Source organism: uncultured Eudoraea sp. (assembly GCF_947258525.1).
Taxonomy (GTDB): domain Bacteria; phylum Bacteroidota; class Bacteroidia; order Flavobacteriales; family Flavobacteriaceae; genus Eudoraea.
In genome coordinates, this window is record NZ_CAMYIP010000044.1 from 1 (window position 1) to 12,975 (window position 12,975).

The 12,975-nt window shown below is 41.1% G+C and carries 12 protein-coding genes and 1 pseudogene; 8 read left to right on the top strand and 5 right to left on the bottom strand.

All coding sequences use genetic code 11. The features are described from left to right. Positions 1–314 precede the first annotated feature (314 nt). Positions 315–1,445, top strand: coding sequence for a hypothetical protein (locus tag Q0X89_RS02805; protein WP_297691088.1), 1,131 nt, complete (start codon positions 315–317; stop codon positions 1,443–1,445). A gap of 4 nt (positions 1,446–1,449) precedes the next feature. Next, entirely contained in the window at positions 1,450–1,839 is a 390-nt protein-coding gene (locus tag Q0X89_RS02810) for a nuclear transport factor 2 family protein (RefSeq protein WP_297691089.1), read from the top strand. 24 nt (positions 1,840–1,863) lie between these two features. On the opposite strand, the gene Q0X89_RS02815 is transcribed toward Q0X89_RS02810, so the two are convergent. After that, complete coding sequence (locus tag Q0X89_RS02815; RefSeq protein WP_297691090.1) at positions 1,864–2,070, bottom strand: hypothetical protein; 207 nt, start codon at positions 2,068–2,070, stop codon at positions 1,864–1,866. Between the two features lie 15 nt (positions 2,071–2,085). Here Q0X89_RS02815 and Q0X89_RS02820 point away from each other — a divergent pair, with 15 nt between their 5' ends. From Q0X89_RS02820 to Q0X89_RS02835, 4 genes are all read left to right on the top strand, one after another. Continuing rightward, positions 2,086–2,358, top strand: coding sequence for a RimK/LysX family protein (locus Q0X89_RS02820; protein WP_297691099.1), 273 nt, complete (start codon positions 2,086–2,088; stop codon positions 2,356–2,358). Positions 2,359–2,434: 76 nt separating this feature from the next. After that, positions 2,435–3,499 (top strand): magnesium/cobalt transporter CorA, encoded by a 1,065-nt coding sequence (corA, locus tag Q0X89_RS02825; protein WP_297691091.1) that lies wholly within the window; start codon positions 2,435–2,437, stop codon positions 3,497–3,499. A gap of 53 nt (positions 3,500–3,552) precedes the next feature. Beyond that, positions 3,553–4,389, top strand: coding sequence for a mechanosensitive ion channel domain-containing protein (locus tag Q0X89_RS02830; RefSeq protein WP_297691092.1), 837 nt, complete (start codon positions 3,553–3,555; stop codon positions 4,387–4,389). A gap of 82 nt (positions 4,390–4,471) precedes the next feature. Then, positions 4,472–5,500 carry a mechanosensitive ion channel family protein gene (locus Q0X89_RS02835; RefSeq protein WP_297691093.1) on the top strand — a complete coding sequence of 343 codons (1,029 nt, stop codon included), beginning with the start codon at positions 4,472–4,474 and terminating at the stop codon, positions 5,498–5,500. A 408-nt stretch (positions 5,501–5,908) separates the two neighbouring features. Here Q0X89_RS02835 and Q0X89_RS02840 read toward each other — a convergent pair whose 3' ends face one another. After that, the gene (locus Q0X89_RS02840; protein WP_297691094.1) at positions 5,909–6,259 is read right to left on the bottom strand and encodes a hypothetical protein; all 351 of its coding nucleotides are present in this window, start codon (positions 6,257–6,259) and stop codon (positions 5,909–5,911) included. A gap of 104 nt (positions 6,260–6,363) precedes the next feature. Here Q0X89_RS02840 and Q0X89_RS02845 point away from each other — a divergent pair, with 104 nt between their 5' ends. After that, complete coding sequence (locus tag Q0X89_RS02845) at positions 6,364–6,552, top strand: hypothetical protein (RefSeq protein ID WP_297691095.1); 189 nt, start codon at positions 6,364–6,366, stop codon at positions 6,550–6,552. A gap of 165 nt (positions 6,553–6,717) precedes the next feature. Here the strand turns inward: Q0X89_RS02845 and Q0X89_RS02850 are convergent, their stop codons facing one another. The 3 genes from Q0X89_RS02850 to Q0X89_RS02860 all read right to left on the bottom strand — a co-directional run bounded on the left by Q0X89_RS02850 (position 6,718) and on the right by Q0X89_RS02860 (position 12,179). Next, a complete protein-coding gene (locus tag Q0X89_RS02850) occupies positions 6,718–9,948 on the bottom strand; it encodes a glycosyl hydrolase (RefSeq protein ID WP_297691096.1) in 3,231 nt (1,076 codons plus the stop codon). 116 nt (positions 9,949–10,064) lie between these two features. Further along, the gene (locus Q0X89_RS02855) at positions 10,065–10,415 is read right to left on the bottom strand and encodes a hypothetical protein (RefSeq protein ID WP_297691097.1); all 351 of its coding nucleotides are present in this window, start codon (positions 10,413–10,415) and stop codon (positions 10,065–10,067) included. An 84-nt stretch (positions 10,416–10,499) separates the two neighbouring features. Further along, positions 10,500–12,179 (bottom strand): tetratricopeptide repeat protein, encoded by a 1,680-nt coding sequence (locus Q0X89_RS02860; protein ID WP_297691098.1) that lies wholly within the window; start codon positions 12,177–12,179, stop codon positions 10,500–10,502. Between the two features lie 180 nt (positions 12,180–12,359). Between Q0X89_RS02860 and Q0X89_RS02865 the strand changes: the two are divergent. Further along, positions 12,360–12,975: pseudogene (locus Q0X89_RS02865) on the top strand (hypothetical protein); the annotation flags it as partial.

The following is a 12,975-nucleotide window of genomic DNA, read 5'->3' on the forward strand; positions in this document are numbered from 1 at the left end:
AAAGCTATGAAGCGTCGGCGACCCTCCCAGGAGGGGAAAATATTCGTATTTGAAAAAAGATAATCAACATAGTTTATTTGTTATGAGGTCGAGCGTTTATACCGATCTGTCAGGTCGAGCGGAGTCGAGACCCAGTCGAGGTGGAGTCGAGACCTTATCGAAGCCTGGCCGAAGGGTAGGGGAAAGCCCAGCCCTGAGCTGTCAGGTCGAGCGGAGTCGAGACCTAGACCAAGAGTAGGGTGCGTAATGACTTATATCATTGTTTAAATCGGTAACAGCGAGTAGCTTAGTGCTTGATTAAAAACCTAGCACTCATGAAAAAATTAACCACTATACTACTTGCCCTCTTTTCTGTAATTACCGTTTTTAGTCAGTTTGAGGCAGGAGAGGAGATCGTACTAGACAACGTACAGCCGGACGATACATATCTCGCTGGTGAAACCATCAAAGTAACTGCTGCGGTACAAGGCGACCTGGTTATTGCAGGCGGCAACTGGACTGTTACCGACAGTATTCAGGGCGACCTTATCGGGGCCGGAGGGGAGATAATAGTCCAGGGTCCTATAGCCGATGATGTCCGTGTGGCCGGAGGAAAAATAACCATTGATTCAGAAATAGGAGATGACTTAGTTGTTTTTGGAGGGGCCGTTTTTATTAATGAAAATGCGCGTATACATGGCAAGCTCGTTTGCTTTGCCGGAGATGTTGTAGTCAATAATGGGGCGGTTATAGAGGAGCTAAAAATCAGTGGCGGAGATGTGTACATTGATGGAACTATTCGGGGAGCTTCAAAAATAGCGGTAAACGAGTTCACCCTTGGGTCCAATGCGAAATTCCATAAAGATGTGGAATACTGGCAGAGCGATGGAGAAATTAATTTCAATAATGCGTTGGTAAATGCAGAAGCTCAGTTCAATGAGGATCTTGAGGAAGAATCATCATTAACGTCAACTATGTTTGGGGCTAACGCATTGAAAAAATGGCTGATCTTTATCTTGTCTGCCTTTCTAGCTATTCTGGTCTTCCACGCCCTCTTTAGAAATGGATTTTCAGCTGCAGTAGAAGATATAGAAGACAGGTTGTTAAAGAGTTTTGGCTTCGGCTTGCTCTACCTGATTGGAGTTCCAGTGGCAATCCTCCTTGCTTTTATTATAACAATAGGTGTCAAATTAGGGCTTTTTGCCGCTGCAGTGTTTGTATTTAGTCTGCTGTTTGGCCAGATCGTGGCTGCTATATTGATTGCTTACTATCTGAGGAATAGAAAAGACAAGAATTGGGGCTTTTGGCCTGTTACGTTAGTTGCCTTAACTATTGCGATCTTGTTACGATTAGTAGGCATGATCCCATATGCTGGAATCGTGATTGCTATCATCATAATAACTGTTACCTATGGCGCACTTGTATTACATATATTTCGCGCTAAGAAACAACGTATAAATACGTAGCCTAATGAACAAAGAACATCCGAATATGGCCGTATTGCAACGACTAGACCTTAGCAATATGGAGGAAAGTGCAGAAGTCATAGCAGATAACTTTGTATGGCACTATTTTAATCGGGAACTACCTGAACTGCATGGCGATTATCATGGGATTACAGGCTTTGCCGACTTTTTCAAGAAAATGGCCGGCAAAACGGGAGGTAGCTTTAAGGTGAATGTGATCTCTACCATTCCTATGGGAGATGAATTGGTGGTAACTCATGTGAAGGATTCTATGACACTCAAGGGCAAGCCAATAAAAGTAGACGCTGTTGTAGTCTGGAGTATTGCTGACGGAAAGATCCAGGAAGCCTGGGATATCCCTGCGATACACAGTGTAAGGGTTTTAGAGGTCTAAATCTGAAGCTTTAAAATATAGTAGTCATAACAGCTGAGAATCAGGATAATCCCATATTGTTAAATGTACTATATTGTTCTGCGTTTTGTAACTTTGTTTTGGAAAAAAAGCGGTTAGACTGGCGTACTTTTCTGAAAAATTTTCTATCCCAAGTTCCATTACATAGAGTAATGGAACACTCTTTTCGCTGCCCGAAGGAGCCAGCCTTGAGCTATTAGGCAAGCGATCCATTAAGGGTTTTTTGGCATATCAGAAGAACGATTTATTATTAGAACACCTGTGACCAATGGTGAAGATACTTTTGCCATTGAACTTTCTCTGGCTAGTCGTAATATTATGGAATTTAGAATATTACTTGGACGCAAAGTTATTTCCAATCGCTACCTTATCAATCCAGGTGTCAAGCAAGTGCAAAAAGTGTATTCAAAAAAAGAACTGAACGCTCTATATGCGAATACAGATAAATCACGAATTGTAAAAAATAGGATAATTAGTAAATCAAAATGTCATCTAGCTTGAAATGATTTTATTTCAGTAATTAAAGGGAAAGAAAAAGAATTTCAATGTAAAAGATGTTTTTAATCCACATAAAACCATGGCAAGAATTGTAAAGAAACGCAAAGAAGATATAGGGCGATCACCTGACGACATGTTCTTCAGGGGTGAACAAAAAATGGATGAAGTTTTACTACGTATAGTTGATTTTGATGCCGAACATCTGCAAGAAAAAACAGTTGAGAACCTAGATGCCCTGCTTGAACTGAAAAAAACTGCTACTGTAACTTGGTTCAATATGGACGGTCTTCATGAAACATCCATTATCGAAGAAATAGCTGAAGGCTTCAATTTTGATAAACTTGTTCTTGCAGATGTCATGAATGTTAATGCCAGACCTAAGGTTCAGGAATTCAGTAACTGCATTCTACTATCCATAAAGATGCTGCAACAAAACAGTCACTCTGATAATATTTCCGTTGAGAATTTAAGTCTTATTATTACCGATACCGCATTGTTATCATTTCAAGAAAAAAAAGGAGACGTATTTGAACCTGTACGAGATCGTATTAGAAATCAAAAAAAACGAATTAGGACTAGTGGAACAGATTATTTGGCATTTGCCTTATTAGACATCGTAGTTGACAATTACATTTTTATTCTCGGCGTTCTTGGTGAAAAAATTGAAGCTCTGGAAGAATCCTTATTACAGGAACCAAGAAAAAGTGTCATCGACGAAATTTACACCTATAAAAGGGAAATGAATTTTTTGAGAAAAAATATAAGCCCTGCCCAAGAAATGATCTTGGCTTTATCTAAAATGGAATCCGAGTTGATCAATGAAAATAACAATATCCATTTTAAGGAATTGTTAGACAACATTCACCAAGCAATCGATTCGTCAGAAACCTATCGCGAAATTCTTTCTGACCAATTGAATATCTATCATACAACGATCAGTAGCAAGCTGAATGATGTCATGAAGTTATTAACGATCTTCTCAGTCATCTTTATTCCATTGACTTTTATTGCAGGTATTTATGGCACTAATTTCGAAGTATTGCCCGAACTAAAATTTGAATACAGTTATTTTATTATGTTGGGCGTGATGATATTAATTGCCGTTGGAATGCTTATGTATTTTAGTAAACGAAAGTGGCTTTAAGACAATAATAAAAAGGAACTAATCACAAAAAACAGGATTTTAAAAAATATGATATGGAAACATTAAAGGACTTTTTAGAATTTGAGCTGATTTCTATTGGTGTATATACAATACAGGTTTATACGTTAGTAAGTGTTTTGATAATTTTTACAATTACCAAATTAATACTATGGGTATTTAAAAAATCCCTTTTTAGAAAAGCTAAATTAAAAAACCTTGATAAAAGGAATACTTATGCATTATTTCAAATTATAAAATATATTATATGGGTCATAGCAATTGGTTTAATTTTGGAATCTATCGGAGTCAAAGTAACGGTATTAATTGCAGGATCTGCTGCTTTACTTGTTGGTATAGGATTGGGTTTACAACAAACATTTAACGATGTCCTATCGGGTATAATTTTACTTTCAGAAAAATCCATACGGATTGATGATATTTTAGAAATTGACGGTGATGTGGTAAAAATTCAAAGTATTGGCCTACGTACATCCAAAGCCTTAAATAGAGATGATATTTCTATTATAATTCCTAATTCATTGATCACAACCAATAAAGTAATAAATTGGAGTCATCAGGCAGAAGTAACACGATTTAAAATCGATGTTGGTGTGGCATATGCTAGTGATGTAGATTTAGTTATAAAAATTTTAGAAGAAAGTGCTATTGAGCATCCAGGTATATCAAATCCTAAATTTATTGAAGCTCGAATGATGAATTTTGGAAATTCATCATTAGATTTTCAAGTTTTGTTTTATAGTGAAAATATATTTGGAATAGATAGAATAAAAAGTGATATCCGTAGAACTATAAACAAAAAATTCGCTGAAAATAAGGTCACAATACCCTTTCCACAAATGGATTTGCATTTAAAATCTAAAACTTATTAAGTGAAGTTTATGTTATTACAACAATACAATAATTATATATAAGAATTCAAAGATGACAGATTTCCTATCAGAACAATATTTTATGAATACATTATCCCAATGGTTGATTGCATTGGCATACATTGTTGGTGGCATTATAATTGCCAAAGCAGCTTATTTTATCTTTAAGAAAATATCCAAAGGGCTTATTAATAGTTCAGAAACAAAGCTTGATGATGTGTTAGTTGATACTTTAGAGAAGCCTGTTATTTTTGCCATTGCAATTTTTGGATTCTATATAGGAATGCAACAGTTAAATATGACTTCCAATATTGCACTTCTTGTTTCAAATACTGATAAAGTACTTATCGTAATTTGTATAACATGGTTCGCAGCTCGTCTTCTAAATGCCATGGTTGAAAGATACATGGAGCCCGCAATTGAAATATCTGAAAGTAAATCTAAAAAACAATTGTTGCCAATTATTACCAAAGTCATAACTGTTATCGTATGGATGATTGGTGTAATTATAGCTTTTGATCTTATTGGTTATAATTTAGCAGGTTTAATAGCAGGTTTAGGAATTGGAGGTTTGGCATTTGCCTTAGCAGCAAAAGATTATTTACAAAATATCTTTGGAGGGATTTCTGTTTTTACTGATAAACCATTTAGAATTGACGACCGAATTAAAATAGATGGTTTTGATGGTAAAGTTGAAGACATTGGCATACGTAGTTCAAGAATTAGGACTTTATCTGGTTCTTTAGTAACTATACCTAATTCTAAGTTTATTAGTAATAGTGTTGAAAATGTAGCTCTTGAACCCACTCGAAAAATCATGTTAAGATTAGGTTTAACGTATTCTACTAGTCCAGAAAAAATGAAGGAATCAATGACTATTTTAAAAGAAATTGTAACCGACAATCAAGACATTCTTACTGACGAACCTGTTGTGTTTTTTGAAAATTATGCAGATTTTTCTCTTGTACTATTGTTCATTTACTACATAAGAAAAGAAGCAGATATACCACTTGCTCAAAACAAGATTAATCTTGATATTTTAGAGCGTTTTGAAAAAGCAAAATTAGATTTTGCCTTTCCAACTCAAACCATTTATAATCTCAAAAAATAGTATCTATTGAAAGACATCTAAGAAAAATAAAAACGATCCCATTAAGTGCGAGTTTATTTAATAGCTTAGTTTTATAATATTGTCAGTTTTTACCTGGATGATGCGTTGGCAAATCGACCCCATAAAATTTTGGCTAAATAGTGGTTAGTAGTGACTATTTTACCTAGCGACAAATTATAGATACAAAAAATGGACACAGCGAAATATGGAGCATACCGCTTCTAGCTTAATGGCCCAAGTTACAATTATTCTATAGTAACGAGATGTCTGTGGGATTTTTGACATAATAGAATATAGCTATCAAATAGCTTCTTTTGAGATGGACAACAAGTTTGAACATTTGTCCTATAATTTATATTATGTCAAATAGTATATTACTGAATATCCCCTATCTACTGATATTCTTACTTATTTATCATTATCAGGATCATGCGCTGCCTCTTCTTCATAGGTCGTAGTAGCGAGTAGAATTTTGTTGAGTCGCTTTGAGCGTTTGTGCCTATAGAGATCGCGTAGTAACTTATCTCTTTTCTTATCAGATATATCCAGGCAATCTATCAGGATCTTTTGACGAAGTATTTCGGCCCGTTCTGCTTGCACACTGGCCAGGTATGTTGTATCATACACAAATAAGCGCGGTTCCCTGTCCTTTTCAGCCTGGCGCTCCTTTTGCTGTGCAGTTAAATCCTGTGCGTTCAGCTCAGCGCCAAAACCCAGGTACAGGCATAAAATAAAAAGTATGCGGTTCCAAGGATTCATCCCCAAAATTTTGCAAGAAGGTACATCATTTTTTACCTTCAACAGAAATAACCGGGTATCTGGACTCAAAATCGGGTTAAAGTATCCCTTTAAAAACAACCATAATGTCAAAATCTAAAGCCAAAGCCGCCGGTGGTGGAATGTTCTACTTCCTCGGAATACTTGGGGCCGCCGTGTATTACATCAAAGCAGCATGCACCTTTTGGGCAGGAGTAGTAGGCGTCCTAAAAGCTATAGTATGGCCTGCCGTCATCGTCTATGAGGCCCTTAAACATCTCGTCGGGCCCGTTTAAATTAGCTAGCTATTAACCATGAAAAAACCTGATTCGCGCAATAATCGCCTTCTTTGGAGCCAAGAAGATCGGAGGTGGCAAATGCGGTTGCTTCGGCACCTTGGTCGTTTTTATCATCCTATACTGGCTCCATGGCTACGTCTTTGACGTACTCCCACAACTTTTTTAATCCTTAAGCCCCTGCCCTTCGATCCACGGCGCTCCCGCAGCTTTCACAGCTGCTTCTAACGAAGGCATGGTCTCTTTCACAAATTGATCCAATTTGCCTTTGATCGACTGCAATTGTGTCTGCGCTACCTGTAAGGCCGACTTATGATTGTCCGTAGGCCCGTATGTACTGGTAGCCAAAGCAACCGTACCGATAAATCCACCCGAGCCCGGCGTTGGATCATCCCGTTCCCCTACTTCAGCCTTAGCCTTGTTCCCATTCATTTCTGTATCTACACTTTGTAAGAACGAACGTGCTTCGTGCAATTGCTGCACCAGTGCAGATGTCGGATTCGTAGCCTTCGTCAAGGCACGCTGCATGGCGCCCACCTTCTGCTGATTTTTGTTTAAAACAGATTGCACTGAGCTCATCTCCTGCTGGAAGCCTTCAAAGGTCTTCCTAAAAGCTACAATATCATCATAGGAAGCGCCCGGTAAGGCTCCTTTGGTCAAAGGCACTACTTTAAATCCTTTCGGACCTGCCAAAACCGTTTCTTCTCCATCGACCACCTTAGACATGGTTACTGTATAATCCCCCGGAGTGGCTTTTATACCCCATGAAAAATAATCCTCTACCGGTGGCGGCGCTTTTAAAGGCACTCCACTCCTATCGGCGACACTTAAGCCCCAGCTCACCCGGTTGAACCCCTTTTTGTTTTTCCCCTTAACCATATCAACCAGCTGTCCCTGCCCATCTTTGACAATAAACCAAATGGCCGGTTTCGCTTGTAATTTCTCCTCCTCCAAGGCATCCCATCCGGGGAATGCCACGGTTGTCTTGCCTTTCTCACTTAGCTTTCGCTGGGATTTGAGCGAGGCAATAGAATCTTTTAAATGATAGGTAAACACGGCTCCATACGGCGGATTTTTGGCAGCATACTCCGCATTCCCCTGTCCGTATAATTCCTCCCCTTCTACATACCAATAGGCCGGTTTTACATCAAATAAACTCGCCTCTTGTGCTGCTGTGGCCGCGAAATTCCGCAGCGGACTCATATCATCCATTACATAAAAACCACGGCCGAAGGAAGCGGCTACCAGGTCATTCTCCCTGCGTTGTATCGTGATATCCCTGATGGCTATGGTAGGCATGCCCGACTTTAATTGCGTCCACTGTTGCCCACCGTTCTGGGTCATATATACCCCGTATTCAGTAGCGGCAAAAAGAAGGCTTTTTTGCTCGTGGTCCTGCACGAGTCGCCAGGTCAGCAATGGATTCGGCAAATTCCCATTGATGGATTGCCAGGTCCTCCCCTTGTCAGTACTTTTCAACAGAAACGGTCTGTAATCCCCATTTTTATGGTTGTCCAAAACCAGGTAGACCGTATTGGCATCAAAGAGATCGGCGCGTACATCATTTACAAATGGCGTAGCCGGCACTCCTTTGATATTGCCTAATTCTATTCTGCGCCAGTTTGCGCCCCCATCTTCGGATACTTGGAGAATTCCATCATCGGTTCCGGCATACAACAAGCCTTCTTGTATAGGAGATTCAGCAAGCGATGTGATCGTATTGTAATTAGACATGGCATTTACATCCCATGCATTGTCCCAACTCTGCTGTCCACCCATGATCGGCAAGGCCAAGCGTTCCTGGTTCCGTGTTAGGTCGGGCGATACGGCTGTCCAGGCATCTCCCCTGTTCTCTGATCGCCATACGCGCTGTGAAGCAAAATACAAACGTGTGGGTTTATGCGGACTCACCAAAATAGGTGCATCCCAATTAAAGCGTTCTGCAGGTTCCCCTGCTCCGGGCTGAGGCTGAATAAAAACAGTCTCCATCGTGGTCTGATCTACACGCCATAACCACCCTTGTTGAAACTCCCCATAGGTGATATCAGGATTCCCGGGTTCTGTGGCACTCTGATGGCCATCTGCTCCCAGAGTAACCCACCAATCGGAATTAAGGATCCCGGCCGAAGAGCGTGTCCGTGACGGACCGCCATGTGAGCCGTTATCCTGGGTACCCCCATAGATCTTATAGAAGGGAGCCGAATCATCCACCGCTACTTTGTAATACTGGATCACAGGAAGATTCCGGATGTACTTCCAGCTCTTTGTAAGATCAAAACTTTCGTACAAACCTCCATCTGTACCAAAGAGCACATAATTGGGATCCGATGATTTAAATGCCATGGCATGACTGTCTACATGCTTTTTCTTTTCATTCATCGTACTGAAATTCTTCCCGTGGTCTTTGGAGACCTGCACATAATTGTTCATCAGGTACAATGTACCGTCATGATGCGGCGAAGCGTATAATTCCTGGTAGTAATGCGGACCCGTACCTCCGGAAACCGTATTGCTTTGTTTGCTCCAGGAGTGGCCTGCATCTGCAGACATATAGATCCCGCCCTTGAGTCGGTCTGTTTCTATAGCTGCATAGATCGTATTCGGATCAAAATGACTCATGGCAAGTCCGATCTTCCCGAGGTTAGATTTCGGAATGCCGCTGGAAAGTTTAGCCCAGGTCTCTCCTCCATCTGTACTTTTATGGATACCGGATCCCGGTCCGCCACCGAGATAAGCAGCAACGGTCCTGTGGCGCTGCCAGCTAGCTGCATATAGTACCATTGGATCTCTCGGATCAATAAGTAGGTCTGTAGCGCCTACCCATTCGCTATCGCCCAGGGTGCGCTTCCAGCTCTCTCCCCCATCCGTAGATTTGTATACCCCGCGTTCACCGCCTTTGCTCCAAAGAGGTCCTTGTGCGGCCACCCAAATGGTATCCGGATTATCCGGATGCACGATGATCTTGGAAATATGCTCTGATTTTTTTAATCCTTTATTCTTCCAGCTTTTCCCATCGTCATGGCTAACATAGATGCCATCGCCAAAACCAACATGCCTACCCCCTACATTTTCACCGGAACCAACCCAAATCGTATGCGAATTATTCGGATCGATGGTGACGCAGCCAATGGAATAGGATTTCTGGCTGTCGAATATAGGCTTCCATGTAGTTCCCGAATTTGTAGTTTTCCAGACCCCTCCGGAACCTACGGCTACATACCATGTATTTTCATTATCGGGATGGATGGCAATATCGGCGATCCTACCGGAAGTAAGGGCCGGTCCAAGGCTCCTCCAGGATAGGCCTGAATAGGGATTATCCGGTTTCTTTTGCCCATAGACAGATGTCATCGCAAGGCACAGACCCAGGATGAGTAGTTGTTGAATTGATCTCATTTTCAAGGAAATTTATTGGTTGAATTTCAATGAATGAAAGTAGGTAAAAATGGGCATAAAAAAAACCATGTAGTAGAGTAAAAACTCACTACATGGTTTTCTTTTGTTTTGAGGAACTACATAGGCTGTAGTTCTTTTTTCAATTTTTTATACGCTTTCATTTGCTTGGCGTCAAGAATGGCCACCATGGCCTTGTTCTCCATATCCGAAACATCTTTCAGCATACTGGTTTTGTCCTGCGCAGAGGCATCCATGACCTTTACTTCCTTGCGCTTTATCAAATAGTGCTTGATCGCTTTTTGAAATTCGGTCGCTTGTTCAATGGTCAAACCCACTTCGGCCTGATACGCCCGAACCAGTTCATTCGCTTTCTTGTCGACCTTATCATCCTGCGCTTGTACATTCACAGTAAATAGCAAAAGAAACATAGATAGGATCAACAGGGGGTATTTGTGTAATGGTTTCATAGGTGTATTGTTTTTACGATATCAAGGTAAACAATTTTTGTGCCATCTTCTCAAGACAAATAAAATTCCTGACTCCCCTACTCCTTACTTATGCGGATCGCCTTCCTTCATCTTCTTGAGCATGGTCCGGGCATTGTCGCCTACCCCGCCTTTGGGGTCTAGTTCAATGGCTTTATTGTAATATTCCGTTGCCTTTACCAGATCCCCGGCCTTCCAATACGCCTCTGCCAGGCTGTCCCAGGTATTGGCCGAATCTGCAAACATCTGTGTATTCATAGTAAACACATAGATAGCTTCTTCCAGCTGTTTGCCCTCCAACAGCCTGTATCCCGCTTTGTTGAATTCCCCCTCAAAATCAAAGAACTTATACCTTGGGTCGCTTATCAAGCGTACAGCATCTGCTTCCAACTGAACCGTATTGCCCGACATAAACAAATTGGTCAGATGGTTCATCGGATTAATAATAAAATCGTCGTCCTCAAATGCGAGGGCTGCATCCAGAACAGGATCCTCATTGTTCTTATACTGGGCAAAGGTCGTCTCAACTGCCAAATGCGGAGCTGTCCATGGTCCGCCTTCCCATTGGGGCTTGTCCTGCCACCAGGCAAAAGAGAGATAGGTCTTGATGCCTGTATTGGGAAGTTGCACTTCCCGGTTGTCCCCATAGAAATTGATGTTTTCCGAACTGGGTTCCCCGACAAAAATGGCATTCGTATAATTGCTGAATTCGTTGATCAGGTTTTGACAAGCAGAAAAGGTACGTCTTCCGATGATCACAAAGAGTTTTCCCGCTTCATTGATCTTCTCCGTTTCTATGATACCGGTAACAACGGGCTTATTTTTATAATTGTTCCCTCCGCCATTGAGTCGGACATCGATCACCAATTTTTCAACATCGTTGTTCTCTACAAAATCAAACACTTTTGCGTAGAAGGTCGGTATATCTTCTGAGGGATCGTCCTGGATCTGGCTCTGTCGTACATAAACTGTTTTCTGTTCCGGAAGGTATTCGTAATAATAAATCTTGTCCAGATTTTTTAGATAGAGCGGTGTCATTGACGAATCGCGTACCTGTAGCCAGTCCTCCCCGGCTTTCATATAGCCATATTCCAGGGGCATGGCCATAAAATCGCCCGCTTTTACCAGGATCCGGAATTCTTTGCCCTCTTTTTCCAGGGTAAACTGTATTGATTCCTTCAGGGAATCGGTCACCCCTTGTGCATGCAGAAATTCCGGAGAAGTAGCATATAAGACGCCATAAGCCTTAAAGAATTGATCATTTTCAGAAGGCACCAGGGGATAAATGGCCTTCATTACGTCATCTATAGGCACGCCTTCAATAGCCACTACTTTGGCCCCCAGGGCATCCGGATAATCTTTGTGAACTCCCTGGACATACATGCCATCGCTAAACTCATACATAGCAATGGGCAATTGTGTCATTTTTATCGGGCTATCCCGAAACCCGATTCGTGTATGCCCGTATTTAAAGGATGCAATGATCCGCGCCAGGCCTGCAAACACTTCGTGGTCCTTCATGGTGGGGATAGCTTTATAAAGCTCATCTACCGAAGCATCAAATTCTTCGGATGAAATTTTCTTGAATAGGAAGGAATAATCCTGGTGTACTTTCTCTTGCAGGAATGTAAGATCGTCCTGCCATTCTTTAGTGGTGAATTGATTCTGGGCCTGGAGCATAAAACAGCTGGCAAGCATAAACATACCCAGGATCACTTTTCGTAGGGAGTGGTTAATACGTGTCATTTGAATGAATTTTGATTAATGAATAAATGGTTGTTAGTAATCTGTAGGTACACTACGCTTAAAGTTACAATTAGCAGTGTTAAAAAACGAGTGTTTCTTAGCGTCTATTTTGACCCTTGGACTCCCCTTTCTTCAGTAGATATATTCTGATATGTATATTTACTATATAAATACGATCGCATGCTCATTTGGGGAGGCTTTATACTAATGATCATCCTATTCCTTGCTTTGGACCTGGGCGTTTTCAATAAGAGGGATCATGTTATAAAAACAATTGAGGCGAGCAGGTGGACCGCTTTATGGGTGACGGTGGCTTTGAGTTTTAGCGGTGTTGTGCATTTGCTCTTTACCCGTGGGATGATCGAAAATCCGACCGGACTTACACCGGATGGCGCCACAATCAAATACATCACCGGATACCTTATAGAACTTTCGCTAAGTATTGACAATGTATTCGTGATCGCCGTTATTTTTTCGGCCTTCAGAATCCCACCAAAATACCAGCACAGGGTTTTATTCTGGGGTATTCTGGGCGCGATCATCTGTCGGGCTGCGATGATCTTATTTGGGGTGGCGTTGATCAATAAGGTAGATTGGATCATTTACGTTTTTGGTGTTTTCCTTTTATATACTGCCTATAAAATGTTTCGTTCACTGGAAACTAAGTTCGATCCCAGAAAATCTTTTGTGTTTAAGCAGATAAAGAAATACATCCCACTGACACATAGTGTTCACGGCCGGGATTTTATTATCAGAAGAATGGGGATCACGGCAGCTACACCCCTCCTGGTAGCCT

What these genes read in the sequence shown, in the direction of transcription:
- Q0X89_RS02855 (WP_297691097.1), bottom strand. Translation starts at nt 10,415, where the DNA reads ATGAAACCATTACACAAATACCCCCTGTTGATCCTATCTATGTTTCTT.
- Q0X89_RS02810 (WP_297691089.1), top strand. Translation starts at nt 1,450, where the DNA reads ATGAACAAAGAACATCCGAATATGGCCGTATTGCAACGACTAGACCTT.
- Q0X89_RS02805 (WP_297691088.1), top strand. Translation starts at nt 315, where the DNA reads ATGAAAAAATTAACCACTATACTACTTGCCCTCTTTTCTGTAATTACC.
- Q0X89_RS02860 (WP_297691098.1), bottom strand. Translation starts at nt 12,179, where the DNA reads ATGACACGTATTAACCACTCCCTACGAAAAGTGATCCTGGGTATGTTT.
- Q0X89_RS02830 (WP_297691092.1), top strand. Translation starts at nt 3,553, where the DNA reads ATGGAAACATTAAAGGACTTTTTAGAATTTGAGCTGATTTCTATTGGT.
- Q0X89_RS02850 (WP_297691096.1), bottom strand. Translation starts at nt 9,948, where the DNA reads ATGAGATCAATTCAACAACTACTCATCCTGGGTCTGTGCCTTGCGATG.
- Q0X89_RS02835 (WP_297691093.1), top strand. Translation starts at nt 4,472, where the DNA reads ATGAATACATTATCCCAATGGTTGATTGCATTGGCATACATTGTTGGT.
- Q0X89_RS02840 (WP_297691094.1), bottom strand. Translation starts at nt 6,259, where the DNA reads ATGAATCCTTGGAACCGCATACTTTTTATTTTATGCCTGTACCTGGGT.
- Q0X89_RS02845 (WP_297691095.1), top strand. Translation starts at nt 6,364, where the DNA reads ATGTCAAAATCTAAAGCCAAAGCCGCCGGTGGTGGAATGTTCTACTTC.
- Q0X89_RS02815 (WP_297691090.1), bottom strand. Translation starts at nt 2,070, where the DNA reads ATGGATCGCTTGCCTAATAGCTCAAGGCTGGCTCCTTCGGGCAGCGAA.
- corA (WP_297691091.1), top strand. Translation starts at nt 2,435, where the DNA reads ATGGCAAGAATTGTAAAGAAACGCAAAGAAGATATAGGGCGATCACCT.